Consider the following 19,356-nt stretch of genomic DNA (forward strand, 5'->3'; position numbering starts at 1 on the left):
CAGCTAACGACTAATTATTGTCGCTTATAGAGAGATTAGAGATATGATTTTAAATTCTTTTGATTTGCAAGGTAAAGTTGCTCTTATCACTGGTTGTGATACGGGTTTGGGTCAGGGTATGGCTATCGGTCTGGCACAAGCCGGTTGTGATATCGTCGGCGTCAACATCGTTGAACCGAAAGACACCATCGAAAAAGTCACTGCACTGGGACGCCGTTTCCTGAGCCTGACCGCTGACATGAGCAACGTCGCTGGTCATGCTGAACTGGTAGAAAAAGCCGTTGCTGAATTTGGCCACGTTGACATCCTGGTCAACAACGCCGGTATCATCCGTCGTGAAGATGCGATCGATTTCAGCGAGAAAAACTGGGACGACGTAATGAACCTGAACATTAAGAGCGTGTTCTTTATGTCTCAGACCGTTGCGCGCCAGTTCATAAAACAAGGTAAAGGCGGCAAGATCATCAACATCGCTTCTATGCTGTCCTTCCAGGGTGGTATCCGCGTACCTTCTTATACTGCGTCAAAAAGCGCCGTTATGGGCATCACTCGTTTGATGGCGAACGAATGGGCAAAACACGGTATCAACGTCAACGCAATTGCACCGGGATATATGGCTACCAACAATACCCAGCAGCTGCGCGCCGATGAAGAACGCAGTAAAGAAATTCTGGATCGTATCCCGGCAGGTCGCTGGGGCTTACCGCAGGACCTGATGGGCCCATCAGTATTCCTGGCTTCCAGCGCATCTGACTACATCAACGGTTACACGATTGCTGTTGATGGCGGCTGGCTGGCTCGCTAAGCGCAGTTTTTCTTAGCGGCATTTCGCCAACTTACGATAAAAAGCACAATTTCGGTTGTGCTTTTTATTTATTTTTCAACCTGTTATTTCTCTTTTTACGATTCTTTCTCCTGCCACAATCCTTTCTTAAAAAAAATCAAAACAACGTTCCGACTTTGATCACACTTTCGATATTGCGTGCATGACGACAAGGTTAATAGCGCAATATAATCAATCAAAACAGTGTTTCTATTTATAAGGAACTGTTCCACGGTTCCATAAGAAGGTACTCCATGAGTATTTTTGAAAACTTATACACCAGCAGGAAATCGCAGCTCGACGAATGGGTTGCAGCACTTGATAGTCATATTGCCTGTGTGCAGGATAAAGGCCGTAGCCAAACTAAGCCGACGCTATTATTGGCTGACGGTTTTGATGTGGAAAATTATGCACCAGTAATGTGGCAATTTCCGGATGGCCATAGCGCACCTATTTCTAATTTTGCCAGCCAGCAAAATTGGTTAAGAACGCTGTGCGCTATGAGCGTGGTTACAGGTAATGATAGTTACCTGCAGCATGCTATCGCACAAAGCGAATATTTCCTGGATCACTTCGTTGATGATAATAGCGGCCTATTCTACTGGGGCGGCCACCGTTTTATTAATCTGGATACGCTGGACGGTGAAGGTCCAGAATCTAAAGCTCAGGTGCACGAATTAAAGCACCACCTGCCCTATTATGCGCTGTTACATCATGTGAATGCGGAAAAGACGCTGAACTTCTTTCAGGGGTTCTGGAACGCGCACGTTGAAGACTGGGATTCACTGGATCTGGGCCGCCATGGCGATTACAGCAAGAAACGCGACCCAAATGTTTTCCTGCATGCCCGCCATGATGTCGTCGATCCGGCGCAGTGGCCTGTTCTGCCATTAACCAAGGGGCTGACTTTTGTTAATGCAGGCACAGACCTGATTTACGCCGCATTCAAATATGCAGAATACACGGGCGACAGCCACGCCGCAGCCTGGGGGAAACACCTTTATCGCCAATACGTTTTGGCGCGCAACCCAGAAACCGGTATGCCCGTGTATCAGTTCAGTTCACCACAGCAGCGCCAGCCGGTGCCGGAAGATGACAACCAGACGCAGTCTTGGTTTGGCGATCGCGCACAACGCCAGTTTGGTCCGGAGTTCGGTAAAATCGCGCGTGAAGCCAATGTGCTGTTCCGCGATATGCGCCCCCTGCTGATTGATAACCCACTGGCAATGCTGGATATTCTCCGCACGCAACCTGATGCCGAAATACTGGATTGGGTTATTTCAGGGTTAAAAAATTACTACCAATACGCTTATGATGTCACCAGCAATACGCTGCGCCCGATGTGGAACAACGGTCAGGACATGACAGGCTACCGTTTTAAACGTGATGGCTACTACGGCAAAGCAGGAACGGAGTTAAAACCGTTCGCATTAGAAGGTGATTATTTATTACCGCTGGTTCGGGCTTATCGCCTGAGCGGTGATGAGGACCTGTACGCACTGGTTAACACCATGCTGACGCGACTGAATAAAGAAGATATTCAATCCATCGCCAGCCCGTTACTGTTGTTAACCGTCATCGAACTGGCCGATCACAAGCAATCAGAATCTTGGGCACATTACGCCGCGCAGTTGGCTGACGTTTTGTTTGAACAACATTTCCATCGTGGTCTGTTTGTTCGCTCCGCACAGCATCGTTATGTTCGTCTGGATGATACCTATCCGCTGGCTTTACTGACTTTCGTTGCCGCTTGTCGCAACAAATTAAACGATATCCCGCCGTACCTGACACAGGGTGGATATGTTCACGGTGATTTTCACGTTAACGGGGAAAATAGAATTGTTTATGACGTGGAATTAATTTATCCAGAGTTATTAACAGCTTAATTTTATGTTTTTTTAATGGTTCACAATTAATCAATAGGTAAGCATTATGAATGAAAACAGAATGCTGGGGTTAGCCTATATCTCCCCCTATATTATAGGGCTGATAGTTTTTACCGCTTTCCCCTTTGTTTCGTCATTTATCCTCAGTTTTACTGAGTATGATTTGATAAATCCGCCTGAATTTACGGGACTAGAAAACTATCACCGCATGTTCCTGGAGGATGACCTCTTTTGGAAATCAATGGGCGTTACCTTTGCCTATGTATTTCTGACCATTCCATTGAAATTAATCTTCGCGCTGTTAATTGCGTTTGTACTTAATTTCAAATTGCGTGGTATCGGTTTCTTCCGTACTGCTTACTATGTGCCTTCTATTCTGGGCAGCAGCGTGGCAATCGCCGTATTGTGGCGTGCACTGTTCGCCATCGATGGTTTGTTAAACAGCTTCCTCGGCGTGTTTGGCTTTGACGCCATCAACTGGCTGGGCGAACCGTCTCTGGCACTGATGTCGGTAACACTGTTGCGCGTATGGCAGTTCGGTTCCGCGATGGTTATCTTCTTGGCTGCATTGCAGAACGTTCCGCAATCACAGTATGAAGCGGCAATGATCGATGGCGCATCCAAATGGCAAATGTTCCTGAAAGTAACGGTACCGCTGATTACACCAGTTATCTTCTTTAACTTTATCATGCAGACCACTCAGGCATTCCAGGAGTTTACGGCGCCTTACGTCATCACTGGCGGCGGTCCAACACACTACACCTACCTGTTCTCGCTCTATATCTACGATACGGCGTTCAAGTATTTCGATATGGGTTACGGTGCTGCGTTGGCATGGGTTCTGTTCCTGGTTGTTGCAGTATTTGCGTCTATCTCCTTTAAGTCGTCGAAATACTGGGTGTTCTACTCCGCTGATAAAGGAGGAAAAAATGGCTGACATGCATTCAAACCTGACTACAGCACAAGAAGTTGCTGCTGCAGAAGTACGCCGCACGCTGCGTAAAGAAAAACTCAGTGCCGCTATCCGTTACGTGATACTGCTGTTTGTTGGTTTACTGATGCTTTATCCATTGGCGTGGATGTTCTCGGCGTCGTTCAAACCGAACCATGAGATCTTCACTACGTTGGGTCTGTGGCCTGCTCACGCCACCTGGGACGGTTTCGTTAACGGTTGGAAAACCGGTACGGAATACAATTTCGGTCACTACATGATTAACACTTTCCAGTATGTGATTCCGAAAGTGGTTCTGACCGTCATCTCCTCGGTGATTGTGGCTTATGGTTTCGCTCGCTTTGACATTCCGTGGAAGAATTTCTGGTTTGCCACGCTGATTGCCACCATGCTGCTACCAAGCACCGTGTTGCTGATTCCTCAGTACCTTATGTTCCGTGAAATGGGCATGCTGAACAGCTATCTGCCACTGTACTTGCCGGTAGCGTTTGCAACACAAGGGTTCTTTGTGTTCATGCTGATCCAGTTTCTGCGTGGTGTACCACGTGATATGGAAGAAGCGGCCCAGATCGATGGTTGTAACTCTTTCCAGGTTCTGTGGTATGTGGTCGTGCCGATTTTGAAACCAGCCATCATCTCTGTTGCGCTGTTCCAGTTCATGTGGTCAATGAACGACTTCATCGGTCCGCTGATTTATGTTTATAGCGTGGATAAATATCCGATTGCGCTGGCGCTGAAAATGTCTATCGACGTTACTGAAGGCGCTCCGTGGAATGAAATTCTGGCCATGTCCAGCATCTCCATTCTGCCATCCATTATTGTTTTCTTCCTGGCACAGCGCTACTTCGTACAAGGCGTGACCAGCAGCGGAATTAAAGGTTAATAGAGGATTTATCATGGCTGAAGTTATTTTCAATAAACTGGAAAAAGTATACTCCAACGGTTTCAAAGCTGTTCACGGCATCGACCTGACGATTAAAGACGGCGAATTCATGGTTATCGTCGGCCCGTCTGGCTGTGCGAAATCCACCACGCTGCGCATGCTGGCAGGTCTGGAAACCATTAGCGGCGGTGAAGTTCGCATCGGTGAGCGCGTTGTTAACAATCTGGCGCCAAAAGAGCGTGGGATTGCAATGGTGTTCCAGAACTATGCCCTCTACCCTCACATGACGGTAAAAGAGAACCTGGCGTTTGGTCTGAAGCTGAGCAAACTTCCTAAAGAGCAAATTGAAGCGCAGGTAGCTGAAGCCGCCAAAATTCTGGAGCTGGAAGAACTGATGGATCGTCTGCCGCGCCAGTTGTCTGGTGGTCAGGCACAGCGTGTGGCCGTAGGCCGCGCCATCGTTAAAAAACCAGATGTGTTCCTGTTTGACGAACCGTTGTCAAACCTGGATGCCAAACTGCGTGCTTCCATGCGTATCCGTATTTCCGACCTGCATAAGCAGCTGAAGAAAAGCGGCAAAGCGGCGACAAGCGTATATGTTACCCACGATCAGACTGAAGCCATGACCATGGGTGACCGTATCTGCGTGATGAAACTCGGTCACATCATGCAGGTCGACACACCAGATAACCTGTACCACTTCCCTGTCAACATGTTCGTTGCTGGCTTCATTGGCTCACCAGAAATGAACATTAAGCCGTGCAAACTGGTCGAGAAAGACGGTCAGGTTGGCGTTGTTGTGGGTAATAACGCGCTGGTATTAAGCAGTGCAAAGCAAGACAAAGTCCGCAGCTATATCGGACAAGACGTATTCTTCGGTGTTCGTCCAGACTATGTTTCCGTGTCAGATACGCCATTTGAAGGCAGCCACTCACAGGGTGAGCTGGTTCGCGTAGAAAACATGGGTCACGAATTCTTTATGTACATTAAAGTCGATGGCTTTGAATTAACCAGCCGCATTCCTTATGACGAAGGTCGGCTGATTATCGAGAAGGGACTGCATCGTCCGGTATATTTCCAGTTCGACATGGAAAAATGCCATATTTTTGATGCAAAAACAGAAAAAAATATCTCTCTTTAACAGGAGTAGTAACCGATGAAAAAAGCGATCCTACACACGTTAATAGCTTCATCTCTGGCGTTAGTGGCAATGCCGTCTTTAGCCGCTGATAATGTGGAATTGAGAATGTCCTGGTGGGGCGGCAACAGCCGTCACCAGCAGACGCTCAAAGCCATTGAAGAGTTCCATAAGCAGCATCCAAACATCACCGTTAAAGCGGAATACACGGGCTGGGATGGTCACCTGTCTCGTCTGACAACGCAGATTGCCGGTAATACCGAGCCAGATGTGATGCAGACCAACTGGAACTGGCTGCCGATTTTCTCTAAAAACGGCGATGGTTTTTACGATCTGAACAAGGTTAAAGATTCTCTGGATCTGACCCAGTTCGAATCCAAAGAACTGCAAAACACCACGGTCAACGGCAAACTGAACGGTATTCCGATTTCCGTTACTGCTCGCGTGTTCTATTTCAATACCGAAAGCTGGAAAAAAGCCGGTCTGGAATATCCGAAAACGTGGGACGAACTGCTGAACGCCGGTAAAGTGTTCAAAGAGAAACTGGGCGACCAATACTACCCTATCGTATTGGAACACCAGGATTCTCTGGCACTGCTGAACTCTTATATGGTTCAGAAGTACAACATTCCAGCGATTGATGTAAAAGGTCAGAAATTCGCCTATACCGATGCGCAATGGGCTGAATTCTTTGGCATGTATAAAAAACTGATCGACAGCCATGTCATGCCTGATGCTAAGTACTATGCCTCTTTCGGCAAGAGCAACATGTATGAAATGAAGCCATGGATCAACGGCGAGTGGTCTGGTACTTACATGTGGAACTCCACCATTACCAAGTACTCTGACAACCTGCAACCACCAGCAAAACTGGAATTGGGTAGCTACCCAATGCTGCCAGGCGCGAAAGATGCCGGCTTGTTCTTCAAACCTGCACAGATGCTGTCTATCGGTAAATCGACTAAGTATCCTAAAGAGTCTGCTCAGCTGATCAATTTCCTGCTGAACAGTAAAGAAGGTGCTCAGGCTCTGGGTCTGGAACGTGGTGTTCCGTTGAGTAAAGCGGCTGTTGCTCAGCTGACTGCTGATGGCGTAATCAAAGACGATGCACCAGCGGTTGCCGGGTTGAAACTGGCGCTGTCTCTGCCACATGACGTTGCCGTTTCTCCTTATTTCGACGATCCACAAATCGTTTCTCTGTTTGGTGATACCATCCAGTCTATCGATTACGGTCAGAAATCTGTGGAAGACGCAGCGAAATACTTCCAGCGTCAATCTGAGCGTATTCTGAAACGCGCAATGAAATAATGTAGTACTCGATTTACCCTGTAATTCATCCCTGCCGCACTGACGGCAGGGATTTTTCATTTAAATTAAAACAACCGCGATATTCAATTCGATCTCCCTCACAATTTGAAACCCCATTTTACTTTTTGTTACTCAAGACGATCTCGATCACAGAACGTAGTTTAATAATAAATAGAATAGAACTTGTCCCAAAAAGCATAATGCGCGTTTTTAATTAAGCAATATCCTAACCAATAGGGAATATAACAATGAAATTTAAATTACTAGCTCTGGCTGTTACGTCATTAATTAGTGTGAATGCAATGGCTGTGACAATTGATTACCGTCATGAAATGCAAGACACTGTCAAAAACGACCATAAAGATCGTCTTTCAATGTCTCACCGTTTTGCTAATGGTTTTGGTTTATCTGCTGAAGCGAAATGGAAACAATCTGGTTCAGACAACACTCCGAATAAACCATTTAATGAACCTGTCAGCAACGGTACTGAAGTCGTTGCCAGCTATGTGTACAACTTCAATAAAACTTTCTCTCTGGAACCAGGTTTCTCTTTAGATTCAAGCTCTGACTCTAACAACTATCGCCCTTATCTGCGCGGTAAAATTAACATCACAGACGATCTTTCAACTTCTCTCCGTTATCGTCCTTACTACTTAAGAAAAAATGCAAATACAACTAAAACAGGACCAGCCAATTATACCAAAGAAACTGGTTACAACCTGACCGCAGTTGTTAGCTATAAATTCCTGAAAGATTACCAGATTGATTATGAATTAGATTACAAAAAAGCCAACAAAGCAGGGCCGAGTGGTTTTCAAGCAGACAAAGAAAACTGGAAGATCGAGCACGATGTTAAATTGGCTTATAAGTTAGACAAAAACTGGAAACCTTATATGGCCATCGGTAACGTTGTCGGTGATAAAAACACTGACGAGCGTCAAACTCGTTACCGTGTTGGTGTGCAATACAGCTTCTAATAACGGCCTTATTATTTAAATAAGCGTTATGAGTTGGCAAAGGGATGTTAGTGTTAATTGATTCACTCGGTTTTATTTTTATCATTAACATCTCTTTATTATGTCCGTAGTAGGTTTAGCAAGTTAGTTACGTTTCGTTGTTACATGTGGTGTCGTTAAATACGATTTAGCTGCATGCGTTTTAGCTGTTGGAATTGCTGTGTCTGATTTACCCTCTTCGTGTATGAATGTTATTTCTTTATTAAAATTTGCGGTTCAGGGTGGTCATTTTTTCTCCGATGTGATGGCTACCCTATTTTTTTACCATCGCCCAACGATTTCCCCCCTCCTTCCCTTTGTCAGGTGATCTATCATGATTGTTCGTTCTCTGCTTGTCGGGGCCATTATGATGTCTGTAAATGGATTCAGTTACGCCCAACCTGTTTTTCCTGTCTGGCCACACGGCGAAGCGCCGGGAGCCTCTTCTTCAACGGCACAGCCGCAACTGGTCGAACGAAGCAAAGATCCTTCTCTTCCCGATCGGGCAGCAACCGGTATCCGCAGCCCTGAAATTACCGTTTATCCAGCAGAGAAGCCCAATGGCATGGCATTGCTCATTACACCAGGCGGCTCTTACCAGCGCGTGGTGTTGGATAAGGAAGGCAGCGATCTGGCCCCTTTCTTTAATCAGCAGGGATACACGCTTTTTGTGATGACCTACCGTATGCCCGGTGAAGGCCATAAAGAAGGCGCTGATGCTCCATTGGCCGATGCACAGCGTGCTATAAGAACCTTGAGAGCCAACGCTGAGAAATGGCACATTAACCCGCAGCGCATCGGTATTATGGGGTTTTCCGCCGGTGGTCATGTTGCTGCCAGCCTCGGAACCCGATTTGCGCAGTCCGTTTACCCCGCGACAGACGCCATTGATAGCGTAAGTGCACGTCCTGATTTCATGGTGCTGATGTACCCCGTGATTTCGATGCAGGCGGATATTGCACATGCAGGCTCGCGCAAACAGTTGATCGGCGAACAGCCGACAGAAGCGCAGGTGCTGCGTTACTCTCCAGAGAAACAGGTTACCGCGCAAACGCCCCCTACGTTTCTGGTGCATGCGGTTGATGACCCTTCGGTATCGGTTGATAACAGTCTGGTGATGTTCAGCGCACTGCGGGCAAAACAAATTCCGGTTGAAATGCATCTCTTTGAGAAAGGTAAACACGGTTTCGGCCTGCGCGGTACCAAAGGGCTGCCTGCCGCTGCCTGGCCTCAGCTTCTGGACAACTGGCTGCGTGTTTTACCGGTAAGCACAGAACAGCCGAAAGCCGTGCCATAAAAGGCGGCAAGCACACCATAGCCGAAATAAATCGTTACGCCGTCACCGCTTCCGCAGGCAGGGATAATCTCTTATACTGTATAAAATAACAGTTTTATTTGAGACGTTTCATGACTGCGGAAGGACACCTGCTGTTTTCTGTTGCCTGCGCGATTCTGGCTAAAAAAGTTGAATTATCGCCCGCGCTGGCTGCCGGAGACTGGTGGCACATTATTCCCGGTGCACTCCTTACCGCGCTGCTGCCCGATATCGATCACCCCAAATCTGTCCTCGGACAGCGCCTTAAGTGGCTTTCCGCGCCGATTGCCCGCCTCTTTGGCCATCGAGGGTTTACACACAGCCTCCTTGCTATCGCCGCCGGTATCTTCTTTATTCAAACGCGTCTGCCGCCAGATTGGCCGATTCCGACTGATGCTTACCATGCCATGATCGTCGGCTATTTGAGCCATATCCTTGCTGACATGCTGACCCCCTCAGGTGTTCCCCTGCTTTGGCCCTGCCGCTGGCGTTTCCGCTTACCGCTCTTAAACAGCCAAAAAGGTAATCAACTGGAGCGATTCCTGTGCATTGCCTGTATCGGTTTTTCACTGTATCAACCGCAGAAGAATTTGAATTGCTGTACCTACGAGCAGTCATTTCGCTTTTTGCAGTCAGCCCAAACGTACCTCTTTCAATATGTGAAATAGCCGCGTGACCTACCGTCAGACATATGTCTGTAACATGATGGCAAAAGACCTGTTATCCTGTGCGCGTTTGTTATTTTTTATCGCAAAAGATCACACTGCCTCTACCGTTCTGCGTTGTGACGCAGGGCGTGGCCAATGTGGTGCGATTCACTGATAGGGAGCAAAGCCGGATGAATTTTCCGCTACTCATAAATATTCTGCTATTTGTCGTATTACTACTCGGACTCGGTTACGCCAGCCGTAACGCCTCCTGGAGTCTGGCAAAGAAAGTGTTGCTGGGTTTGGTTGTCGGGGTATTATTTGGCCTGGCGCTGCATCTGATTTATGGCGGCGACAACCCGGTCATTAAACAGTCCATCTCATGGTTTAACATCGTCGGTAATGGCTATGTGCAGCTGTTACAGATGATCGTCATGCCGCTGGTATTTATCTCCATCCTGAATTCTGTTGCCAAGCTGCATAATGCGTCGTCATTAGGGAAAATCAGCCTATTAACGCTTTCCACCCTGTTGATCACCACGCTGATTTCTGCGTTGGTCGGCGTCTTTGTGACTAACTTGTTTGGCCTGACGGCTACCGGGTTAGTGCAAGGCGCACAAGAAACCGCGCGATTAACGGCGATTGAAAACAACTATGCCGGTAAAGTTGCTGACCTTAACGTTCCTCAGCTTATCCTGTCATTCATTCCTAAAAACCCGTTTGCTGAGCTGACCGGCGCTAACCCGACGTCCATTATCAGTATCGTCGTCTTCGCGGCGTTCCTTGGCGTGGCCGCCCTGCAACTACTGAAAGATGATGCGGTGAAAGGCGAACTTGTGTTAACCGCCATTGATACGCTGCAATCCTGGGTGATGAAGCTCGTTCGTCTGGTGATGAAATTGACCCCATACGGCGTCATGGCGTTAATGACCAAAATGGTCGCCAGTTCTAACCTGCAAGACATCCTCAAGCTGGGTAGTTTCGTTGTCGCGTCCTATCTGGGGCTGGCGATTATGTTCGGCGTCCATGCGCTGATTCTGTCTTTCACCGGTATCAATCCGGCGCGTTTTTATCGTAAAGTCTGGCCAGTGCTGACGTTCGCGTTTACCAGCCGCTCCAGTGCAGCGACGATCCCACTCAGCATTGAGGCGCAAACGCGCCGTATTGGCGTACCGCAGTCTATCGCCAGCTTCGCAGCCTCTTTCGGTACGACCATCGGTCAGAATGGCTGTGCAGGGCTTTATCCGGCAATGCTGGCCGTCATGGTCGCCCCAACGGTCGGCATTAACCCGCTGGATCCTGTCTGGATCGCGACGCTGGTCGGTATCGTCACGATCAGTTCTGCCGGCGTAGCCGGTGTCGGTGGCGGCGCAACCTTTGCCGCACTCATCGTCCTGCCTGCGATGGGGCTGCCGGTGACCCTCGTTGCGCTGCTGATCTCCATTGAGCCACTTATCGATATGGGCCGTACTGCGCTTAACGTCAGCGGTTCGATGACGGCCGGTACCGTCACCAGCCAACTGATGAAACAAACAGATAAAACGGTTTTCAACGCGCAGGATGACGCGGAACTGACACACCGTTAAGCCACGCTTGCTGCACATAAAAAAACGCCGACGGCTGGAGCTGTCGGCGTTTTTTTATGATGGATATCCTTGTCCCTCACCCTTCGGGTCGTTGCTGCACAACGTTGACAACGTTCCCTACGTTTTTTATAACACTTTTCTAATAACGATATCGTGCTATCAGGTTAACTAGCGCTGTGGGTTAGTATCGTAAGCCTGGCAGCTCTGGAAGCCTTTATTGAGAACATGCCCTGTGTCGTTATAGCTCACGAAATAGTTCTGCGCGGTACCATCGCGGTTTTTCAGCAGATAATCACTGCAGGTACCCTTGGCATTCACCAAACGTTTCTCAGTGCCGCCCGTCCCCGCAATCTGATGAACCTGCTGCTTCGTCATTCCCACCTTCACATCTTTCACCACAGGCTCATTGACATAGCTTTCTGCTTTGTTATAAGCCGAACATCCCGCCAACATGACAGCACCTGCTGCCGCAATACACATCAGTAATCTGTTATTCTTCATCTCATCACCTCATTATGAATGGGTCACCCTAAGGCTAGTCGGCGGCGACCACTTTTTCAAATCATAACGTGGATATGTAACATATTGGCCGATAGTCAAAAACCGGTTACCTATAGGGAAAATGACTACCTGACAGCTTGTTCTTTTTCTTCACGCCAATTCGTTTTACACTCAGGCAATCGTAATAATTCTTTTGCAGTATCAATAAGTTCAGGAGGGGGATGGCATGTCATTACAAAACGACATTATCACTGCGTTGGGAGTGAAAAGCAGCATCGAACCAGCACAGGAAATCCGCGTTAGCGTTGATTTTTTAAAGAATTATCTGAATGCTCACCCGTTCGTTACGTCGTTAGTTTTGGGTATCAGCGGCGGTCAGGATTCTACGCTGACCGGCAAACTGTGCCAGACGGCTATCACGGAATTACGCAATGAAACGGGGAACGCTCGCTATCAGTTCATCGCCGTTCGACTGCCTTACGGCGTACAGGCGGATGAAGCCGACTGTCAGGATGCCATCGCCTTCATCCAACCGGACCGCGTGTTAACCGTTAACATCAAGCCCGCTATTGAGGCCAGTGAAGCCACCTTACGCGCCATTGGCGTGGAGATTTCCGATTTTGTCAAAGGCAACGAGAAAGCCAGAGAACGGATGAAAGCGCAGTACAGTATTGCGGGAATGAACGCCGGGCTGGTCGTCGGCACCGATCATGCCGCAGAAGCGGTAACGGGCTTTTTCACCAAATACGGCGATGGCGGTACCGATATCAACCCGATTTTCCGACTGAACAAGCGTCAAGGCAAAGCGCTGCTGCGCGAACTGGGCTGCCCTTCTCATCTTTATACCAAAGCCCCCACCGCCGATCTGGAAGAAGATCGCCCGTCTCTCGCAGATGAGGTCGCGCTGGGTGTCACCTATGAAAAGATCGACGACTATCTGGAAGGCAAGCAGATTGAGCCTAAGGATGCAGCCATTATCGAAAACTGGTATCGCAAAACCGAACATAAGCGCCGTCCGCCGATTACCATTTTTGATGATTTCTGGCGATAAATCATCGCAGTGAGCAAATCGGGCGCGGATAATGGCACCCGATTTGCTCTTGATTTTTCTATACGCTTCACGGTTCTCCCAATCATTCGAGTGGCGGAACAAAACGCTAGCGTTTGGAACAAGGCGAAACATTGCCCGTAAGAGCGAGCCCCATAGAAAGGCCGAGAATAATAGTCAGTGCAAAGGCAGTCTGAAGGATGACAGGAATAAATATGACGCCACAACGTGCCACGCTCACGGGGTTACTGGCAATCATTCTATGGAGCACATCCGTTGGGCTTATCCGCAGCCTGACAGAAGCACTTGGCCCCATCGGTGGTGCCGCGATGATTTATTCCACCAGCACACTATGTTTAGTCGCTTTTTATGGTTTGCCTCGTATTAAAACACTGCCCAACGTCTATTTGTTCGCCGGTGGTGCGATGTTTGTCTGCTACGAGATATTTCTATCACTCTCGATTGGGTTAGCGGATAGCCGCATGCAGGCGATAGAAATCGGGATGATTAACTATTTATGGCCCAGTCTGACCATTTTCTTTTCTCTTTTTATCAATCAGCAAAAAAGCCGTTTCCTGCTCTGGCCCGGCCTCGCACTCGCGCTGGGCGGCATTGTGTGGATTATGAAAGGAGACAGCAACTGGACACCAGAACTTCTATGGAACAACATTCTTGCCAACCCGCTAGCCTACAGTCTGGCATTTTCTGCGGCACTGACCTGGGCACTCTATTGCAATATCACTAAGCGTTACGGACAGGGAAAAAGCGGCGTATCATTGTTCTTTTTCGTTTCCTCCCTCGTGCTATGGATTCAATATTCCTTCAGCACCGAAGGTACGATTTCATTAACGTTGCCGAGTTCGCTGCAACTGATTTTTATGGGCGCGTCGACCGCTCTGGCCTATTCCGCCTGGAATATCGGTATTCAGCACGGCAACCTGACGCTACTGGCAGCTGCGTCTTACTTTACCCCCGTGCTTTCCACGTTGCTTGCTGCGCTCTGGCTCAATATCACGCCCGCCATGTCGTTCTGGCAAGGCGTCGCCATGGTTACAGCAGGTTCACTGCTCTGCTGGTATGCAACACGGTCGCCCACGAACTGATCTGCTGTCGTCCCCCTCTGTTTTCAGTCAGAACTCCCCGGCCAATAAAAACCTTAATCTGCACGCGGTCACATTCCTCTCGCTAAGCTGTTATAGTCACCCTCACATTTGGTTACCTAAAAACAGTCACACATGTTAAGACGCTTCTTCTCTTACTATTCCCCTTACAAAGGGTTATTCGTTCTCGATTTCGGCTGCGCCATCATCGCTGGCCTGCTTGAATTAGGGTTTCCGATGGCGATTAAAGCGTTCATCGACAAACTGTTACCGGCTCAGGACTGGTCGCTAATCCTGCTAGCGTCGGTGGCGCTACTGGCGATCTATCTGCTGAATACCGCGCTGATGGCCATCGTCAACTATTGGGGACACGCACTGGGCGTAGGGATTGAAACCGATATGCGGCGGCAGGCCTTTGAACACCTGCAAAATTTGCCGTTCCGTTACTACGATAATATGAAGACCGGGCATATCATCACCCACGTCACCAAAGATCTGGAAGAAGTCGGAGAAATCGCCCACCACGGCCCGGAAGACCTCTTCCTCGCGATCATGACCTTCATCGGTGCGTTCATCCTGATGGCGACCGTTCACCTGAACCTGGCGCTGCTGACGATTATTATCGTGCCTTTCATGACGTATCTCGTCAGCCGCTATGGCGCCCGCATGACGGAAACCTGGCGTCAACTCTTCGGTCAGGTTGGCAATTTCAACGCCCGGATTGAAGAGAGCGTAGGCGGTATCCGCGTCGTTAAAGCGTTTGCTAATGAAGCGCATGAGAAAAAACTGTTCTCTAACGATAACGAAAACTACCGCCGAACCAAATTGCAGGCCTATCGCATCATGACCGCCAGTCTAACGCTCAGCTACCTCAGCACGCGTCTGATACAGCTTATCGTCATGCTGGCAGGTATTTGGTATGTCATTCAGGGTGAACTCAGCTACGGCGGTTTTATCGGCTTCCTGCTGCTGATTGAAGTTTTCTTCCGCCCAGTGGCAAAAATTACCTCGGTGTTGGAGAGCTATCCTAAAGGCATTGCGGGCTTCAAACGCTTTACCCAGCTGATCGATACCGTTCCCGAGATTGCCGATGCCCCCGACGCACGTGATGCCGAGCAGTTGAAAGGCGATATCCGGTTTAATCAGGTGAGCTTTGGCTATTCCGCCGATCGCCCGATTCTCAGTAATATCGACCTGTCGATTCGTGCCGGGGAAACCGTAGCCTTTGTCGGCCCATCCGGCGCGGGTAAAACGACGCTTTGTTCTCTGCTTCCCCGCTTCTACGATTTAACCAGCGGAGCCATCACCATTGACGGTATGGATATCCGTCAGATGACACAAGCGTCGCTACGCAGCCAAATCGGCATCGTACAGCAGGATGTATTCCTGTTCGGCGGCACCATTCGGGAAAATATCGCCTACGGCAAACTTGATGCCAGCGATGACGAAATCATGGAAGCCGCACGGCGTGCACGGTTAGATGAACTGATCGAGAATCTGCCCGATGGGCTGGATACCGTGGTCGGTGAGCGCGGCGTTAAGTTGTCGGGCGGGCAGAAACAACGCCTATCGATCGCGCGCATCTTCCTGAAAAATCCACCGATTCTGATTCTTGACGAAGCAACATCCGCGCTGGATACGGCAACGGAACAGGCAATACAACAGTCTCTCAGCGAACTTTCGGCAGGACGTACCACGTTGGTCATCGCTCACAGGCTGGCAACCATACAGAATGCCGGGCGTATTGTGGTGGTAGATAACGGCAGCATCATTGAGCAAGGTAGCCATCAGGGGCTGCTGGAACAAAGCGGTATTTATGCCAGATTACATCAGGCACAGTTCGGCCAGGCCTGATTCTTCACCTCCTTCGGCGAGGGTTCTCCTCGCCTTTTTCTCTCTCCTTTTATGCATCGATGTGACTTAAGAGGTTTCTCTTGCAATAAATTGCATTTAAAATACACTTATTATAGTTTCATCAGGACATGACGCACATGGCGAGAAAACCCCTGGGAAAATACCGACAGAGGGAGATCCGTACCGTCGGATTGATGATTGAATTGTATGAAAAGCACCACCCTGAAACCGACGATAACGCGCAGTATAAAGACTTATTCAGCTACGCCATCAAGCGTCTGGAGCGCTGTCATTTCGGTGAAGATAAACCTGCGTGTAAGCATTGCCCTATCCACTGCTATCAACCTGCCAGACGTGAAGCAATAAAAGCGATTATGCGCTGGTCAGGGCCGCGGATGCTGTTACGTCACCCGATTCTGGCAATACGTCACTTGATTGACGATCATCGACCGGTGCCGGATTATCCGAAGCCGAAGAAAGAAACCGCGCCAAAAGCGTCAACCGAGCGGGCAACCCGTTTAGCCTCGCAGCAAACGGCACCGGTGGATACCGACGCGACATTGAGATAGATGAAGTGAAGACGAATCAAATAGGAAAAGGCCGCTTGCGCGGCCTTTTTGGGTGACACGATTACTCTTTGGGAGAGGCGTTCTCTACCCTGCTTTTTAGCTTTTGCCCCGGACGGAACGTGACCACACGGCGCGCCGTAATCGGAATATCTTCGCCAGTTTTTGGGTTACGTCCCGGACGTTGGTTCTTGTCTCGCAAATCAAAATTGCCAAAACCTGACAACTTGACCTGCTCGCCATTTTCCAAAGCGCGACGAACTTCTTCAAAAAACAGCTCGACTAGCTCTTTGGCATCCCGTTTGCTCAGCCCGAGCTTCTCAAACAGGTATTCTGACATTTCAGCTTTAGTAAGCGCCATAGGTTCAATCCCTCAAGGATGCTTGGAATCGCTGTTTTAATGCTGCTACGCATTCTGCAACGGTAGCAGCAATTTCCTCTTCTGCCAGTGTACGCGTGGTATCTTGCAGGGTCAGACTGATAGCCAGACTCTTATAACCTTCCGCTACGCCCTTCCCTCGGTACACGTCGAATAAGTTTACGCCAACTAACTGATTTGCGCCAACTTTCTTACACTCGGCCAAAATATCTCCAGCAGGGACATTTTCAGCGACCACAACGGCAATATCACGACGGTTCGCTGGGAAGCGGGAAACCTCGTTCGCCTCAGGCAATACGCGGTCTGCGACCTTATCCCACAACAGTTCGAACACCACGGTGCGCCCGTTGAGATCCAACTTGCGCTCCAGTTCTGGGTGAATAACGCCAATAAATCCAATACGTTCTTCGCCCAGATAAATAGCAGCACTTTGTCCCGGATGCAATGCCGGATTGTTTTCGGCCTTGAATTCGATTTCAGACAATTTGCCCGTCAATGCCAGTACAGCTTCCAAATCGCCTTTTAAATCATAGAAGTCAACAGCCTGACGCGCCAGATCCCAATGTTCTTCATAGCGCGTGCCGGTAATCACACCCGCCAGCATCAGATCCTGACGAATACCCAGATCGGCACTGCTGTCCGGGACAAAACGCAGGCCGCTCTCAAACAAACGCAGACGGCTTTGCTGACGGTTTTGGTTATACACCGCCGCGCTCAGCAGGCCGCTCCACAGCGACAGACGCATCACCGACATTTCTGCAGAAATCGGGCTCGGCAGGCTTAATGACGCTTCATCAGGGTGGATTAATCCCTGAATTTTCGGGTCCACAAAACTGTAAGTAATTGCTTCCTGGTAGCCGTGGTCGACTAATAATGTCTTCACACGCTTCAATGACAGTGACGCTTCGCGATGCGAGGTCATGATCAACGGAGCCTGAGTAGGAATATTCGGAATGTTGTTGTAGCCGTAAATACGCGCGACTTCTTCAACCAGATCCTCTTCAATTTCCATGTCGAAACGCCAGCTCGGAGCCGTCGCCTGCCAGCCTGCGTCGGTTTTCGTCACATTACAGCCCAGACGTTGCAGAATATCGCTAACCTGCTCATCGGCGATCACATGTCCAATCAAACGATCAAGCTTCTCACGGCGCAGTGTAATCGTTGCGCGCGTCGGCAGATCTGCCGTGCTGGTTACATCAACAACCGGCCCCGCTTCGCCACCACAGATATCGATCAGCAGGCGAGTCGCGCGCTCAATAGCGTTGTGTTGTAACGCCGGATCGACGCCACGCTCGTAGCGGTGGGAAGCATCGGTGTGCAAGCCGTGGCGACGTGCGCGCCCGGTAATTGACAGCGGATTAAAATAGGCACATTCCAGCAGAACGTTCTGCGTGGCTTCATTGACGCCAGAATGCTCGCCGCCAAAGATACCGCCCATTGCCAGCGCGCTCTGCTGGTCAGCAATAACCAGCGTATCTGCATTCAGTTTCGCTTCGTTGCCATCCAGCAGCGTCAGCGTTTCGCCCTCTTTCGCCATACGCACGATGATACCGCCATTGAGGCGGTCGAGATCGAATGCGTGCATCGGCTGGCCGAGCTCCAGCAGAACGTAGTTCGTCACGTCCACCACCGGATCGATAGAACGAATACCACAGCGGCGCAGCTTTTCACGCATCCACAGCGGCGTTGCCGCCTTAACATTGATGCCTTTCACCACACGGCCTAAGTAACGCGGGCATGCCTGCGGTGCATCGACCTGAATCGGGAAAGTATCCTGAATGGTTGCAGCAACGGGTTCAATAGCCGGTGCATTCAACGCCAGTTGGTTCAACACAGCTACGTCACGTGCCACGCCGATGATGCCGAGGCAATCTGAGCGGTTTGGCGTCACGCTGATTTCAATCGCGTTGTCATCCAGCTTCAGGTAGTCACGAATATCCGTACCAATTGGCGCATCGGCTGGCAGTTCGATGATGCCGTCGTGATCGTCGGAAATGCCCAATTCGGAAAATGAGCACAGCATGCCTTCAGACGGCTCGCCACGCAGTTTGGCGGCTTTGATTTTGAAATCGCGCGGCAACACGGCACCTACCGTCGCCACCGCTACTTTCAGCCCCTGACGACAGTTCGGTGCGCCGCACACGATGTCCAGCAGGCGATCGCCGCCTACATTGACTTTCGTTACACGCAGTTTGTCTGCATTCGGGTGTTGCCCACATTCAACCACTTCACCGACAACCACACCGTGGAATGCGCCAGCAACCGGCTCAACGCCATCCACTTCCAGCCCTGCCATCGTGATTTGTTCGGATAGCGTTTCACTGTCAACCGCCGGGTTTACCCACTCGCGTAACCAGAGTTCACTGAATTTCATG

General features: G+C 49.5%; 16 protein-coding genes and 1 pseudogene. 14 read left to right on the forward strand and 3 right to left on the reverse strand.

Translation table 11 applies throughout. From position 1 onward, the window contains the following. The first annotated feature begins 43 nt into the window (after nt 1-43). The 10 genes and pseudogenes from kduD to AB8809_RS13110 all read left to right on the forward strand — a co-directional run bounded on the left by kduD (nt 44) and on the right by AB8809_RS13110 (nt 11,533). Nucleotides 44-805 (forward strand): 2-dehydro-3-deoxy-D-gluconate 5-dehydrogenase KduD, encoded by a 762-nt coding sequence (gene kduD / locus AB8809_RS13065; RefSeq protein ID WP_015840148.1) that lies wholly within the window; start codon nt 44-46, stop codon nt 803-805. Nucleotides 806-1,077: 272 nt separating this feature from the next. After that, entirely contained in the window at nt 1,078-2,709 is a 1,632-nt protein-coding gene (gene pelW / locus AB8809_RS13070) for a pectate disaccharide-lyase PelW (RefSeq protein WP_349856288.1), read from the forward strand. A gap of 46 nt (nt 2,710-2,755) precedes the next feature. Further along, nucleotides 2,756-3,646, forward strand: coding sequence for a carbohydrate ABC transporter permease (locus AB8809_RS13075; protein ID WP_005968854.1), 891 nt, complete (start codon nt 2,756-2,758; stop codon nt 3,644-3,646). Further along, nucleotides 3,639-4,544: a carbohydrate ABC transporter permease gene (locus AB8809_RS13080; RefSeq protein ID WP_010299968.1), complete on the forward strand. Its 906-nt coding sequence runs from the start codon at nt 3,639-3,641 to the stop codon at nt 4,542-4,544. The genes AB8809_RS13075 and AB8809_RS13080 overlap by 8 nt, the downstream gene beginning before the upstream one ends. 13 nt (nt 4,545-4,557) lie before the next feature. Then, nucleotides 4,558-5,685 carry an ABC transporter ATP-binding protein gene (locus AB8809_RS13085; RefSeq protein WP_180776877.1) on the forward strand — a complete coding sequence of 376 codons (1,128 nt, stop codon included), beginning with the start codon at nt 4,558-4,560 and terminating at the stop codon, nt 5,683-5,685. 15 nt (nt 5,686-5,700) lie between these two features. Then, on the forward strand, nt 5,701-6,990 hold the full coding sequence (locus AB8809_RS13090) for an ABC transporter substrate-binding protein (RefSeq protein ID WP_180776878.1): 1,290 nt from the start codon (nt 5,701-5,703) through the stop codon (nt 6,988-6,990). A gap of 248 nt (nt 6,991-7,238) precedes the next feature. Further along, nucleotides 7,239-7,967: an oligogalacturonate-specific porin KdgM family protein gene (locus AB8809_RS13095; protein WP_015840143.1), complete on the forward strand. Its 729-nt coding sequence runs from the start codon at nt 7,239-7,241 to the stop codon at nt 7,965-7,967. A gap of 352 nt (nt 7,968-8,319) precedes the next feature. Continuing rightward, complete coding sequence (gene paeX / locus AB8809_RS13100) at nt 8,320-9,282, forward strand: pectin acetylesterase PaeX (protein WP_015840142.1); 963 nt, start codon at nt 8,320-8,322, stop codon at nt 9,280-9,282. A gap of 110 nt (nt 9,283-9,392) precedes the next feature. After that, nucleotides 9,393-9,899 (forward strand): annotated as a pseudogene (locus AB8809_RS13105) (metal-dependent hydrolase); the annotation flags it as partial. A 239-nt stretch (nt 9,900-10,138) separates the two neighbouring features. Further along, complete coding sequence (locus AB8809_RS13110; RefSeq protein ID WP_349856289.1) at nt 10,139-11,533, forward strand: L-cystine transporter; 1,395 nt, start codon at nt 10,139-10,141, stop codon at nt 11,531-11,533. A 168-nt stretch (nt 11,534-11,701) separates the two neighbouring features. On the opposite strand, the gene osmE is transcribed toward AB8809_RS13110, so the two are convergent. After that, nucleotides 11,702-12,034: an osmotically-inducible lipoprotein OsmE gene (osmE, locus tag AB8809_RS13115; RefSeq protein ID WP_015840139.1), complete on the reverse strand. Its 333-nt coding sequence runs from the start codon at nt 12,032-12,034 to the stop codon at nt 11,702-11,704. A 226-nt stretch (nt 12,035-12,260) separates the two neighbouring features. Between osmE and nadE the strand changes: the two genes are divergently transcribed. The 4 genes from nadE to AB8809_RS13135 all read left to right on the forward strand — a co-directional run bounded on the left by nadE (nt 12,261) and on the right by AB8809_RS13135 (nt 16,605). Then, complete coding sequence (gene nadE, locus AB8809_RS13120; RefSeq protein ID WP_349856290.1) at nt 12,261-13,085, forward strand: ammonia-dependent NAD(+) synthetase; 825 nt, start codon at nt 12,261-12,263, stop codon at nt 13,083-13,085. Between the two features lie 212 nt (nt 13,086-13,297). Then, nucleotides 13,298-14,185, forward strand: a complete 888-nt coding sequence (gene yddG / locus AB8809_RS13125) for an aromatic amino acid DMT transporter YddG (protein ID WP_349856291.1) — start codon at nt 13,298-13,300, stop codon at nt 14,183-14,185. Between the two features lie 132 nt (nt 14,186-14,317). Further along, the gene (locus AB8809_RS13130; protein ID WP_349856292.1) at nt 14,318-16,036 is read left to right on the forward strand and encodes an ABC transporter ATP-binding protein; all 1,719 of its coding nucleotides are present in this window, start codon (nt 14,318-14,320) and stop codon (nt 16,034-16,036) included. Nucleotides 16,037-16,230: 194 nt separating this feature from the next. Next, complete coding sequence (locus tag AB8809_RS13135; RefSeq protein WP_369987594.1) at nt 16,231-16,605, forward strand: nitrous oxide-stimulated promoter family protein; 375 nt, start codon at nt 16,231-16,233, stop codon at nt 16,603-16,605. A 61-nt stretch (nt 16,606-16,666) separates the two neighbouring features. Here the strand turns inward: AB8809_RS13135 and ihfA are convergent, their stop codons facing one another. Then, nucleotides 16,667-16,963, reverse strand: a complete 297-nt coding sequence (ihfA, locus tag AB8809_RS13140; RefSeq protein WP_009112984.1) for an integration host factor subunit alpha — start codon at nt 16,961-16,963, stop codon at nt 16,667-16,669. Nucleotides 16,964-16,967: 4 nt separating this feature from the next. Next, a complete protein-coding gene (gene pheT, locus AB8809_RS13145) occupies nt 16,968-19,355 on the reverse strand; it encodes a phenylalanine--tRNA ligase subunit beta (RefSeq protein ID WP_349856293.1) in 2,388 nt (795 codons plus the stop codon). Nucleotide 19,356: the final 1 nt, after the last annotated feature.

The sequence above is a fragment of the Pectobacterium aroidearum genome, from assembly GCF_041228105.1.
GTDB lineage: Bacteria > Pseudomonadota > Gammaproteobacteria > Enterobacterales > Enterobacteriaceae > Pectobacterium > Pectobacterium aroidearum.

Excerpts from the sequence above, each read along its gene's own strand:
- AB8809_RS13095 (WP_015840143.1), top strand. The coding sequence starts at position 7,239 with ATGAAATTTAAATTACTAGCTCTGGCTGTTACGTCATTAATTAGTGTG.
- AB8809_RS13110 (WP_349856289.1), top strand. The coding sequence starts at position 10,139 with ATGAATTTTCCGCTACTCATAAATATTCTGCTATTTGTCGTATTACTA.
- kduD (WP_015840148.1), top strand. The coding sequence starts at position 44 with ATGATTTTAAATTCTTTTGATTTGCAAGGTAAAGTTGCTCTTATCACT.
- pheT (WP_349856293.1), bottom strand. The coding sequence starts at position 19,355 with ATGAAATTCAGTGAACTCTGGTTACGCGAGTGGGTAAACCCGGCGGTT.
- pelW (WP_349856288.1), top strand. The coding sequence starts at position 1,078 with ATGAGTATTTTTGAAAACTTATACACCAGCAGGAAATCGCAGCTCGAC.
- AB8809_RS13090 (WP_180776878.1), top strand. The coding sequence starts at position 5,701 with ATGAAAAAAGCGATCCTACACACGTTAATAGCTTCATCTCTGGCGTTA.
- AB8809_RS13080 (WP_010299968.1), top strand. The coding sequence starts at position 3,639 with ATGGCTGACATGCATTCAAACCTGACTACAGCACAAGAAGTTGCTGCT.
- paeX (WP_015840142.1), top strand. The coding sequence starts at position 8,320 with ATGATTGTTCGTTCTCTGCTTGTCGGGGCCATTATGATGTCTGTAAAT.
- AB8809_RS13085 (WP_180776877.1), top strand. The coding sequence starts at position 4,558 with ATGGCTGAAGTTATTTTCAATAAACTGGAAAAAGTATACTCCAACGGT.
- ihfA (WP_009112984.1), bottom strand. The coding sequence starts at position 16,963 with ATGGCGCTTACTAAAGCTGAAATGTCAGAATACCTGTTTGAGAAGCTC.
- yddG (WP_349856291.1), top strand. The coding sequence starts at position 13,298 with ATGACGCCACAACGTGCCACGCTCACGGGGTTACTGGCAATCATTCTA.
- AB8809_RS13135 (WP_369987594.1), top strand. The coding sequence starts at position 16,231 with ATGATTGAATTGTATGAAAAGCACCACCCTGAAACCGACGATAACGCG.
- AB8809_RS13075 (WP_005968854.1), top strand. The coding sequence starts at position 2,756 with ATGAATGAAAACAGAATGCTGGGGTTAGCCTATATCTCCCCCTATATT.
- nadE (WP_349856290.1), top strand. The coding sequence starts at position 12,261 with ATGTCATTACAAAACGACATTATCACTGCGTTGGGAGTGAAAAGCAGC.
- osmE (WP_015840139.1), bottom strand. The coding sequence starts at position 12,034 with ATGAAGAATAACAGATTACTGATGTGTATTGCGGCAGCAGGTGCTGTC.
- AB8809_RS13130 (WP_349856292.1), top strand. The coding sequence starts at position 14,318 with ATGTTAAGACGCTTCTTCTCTTACTATTCCCCTTACAAAGGGTTATTC.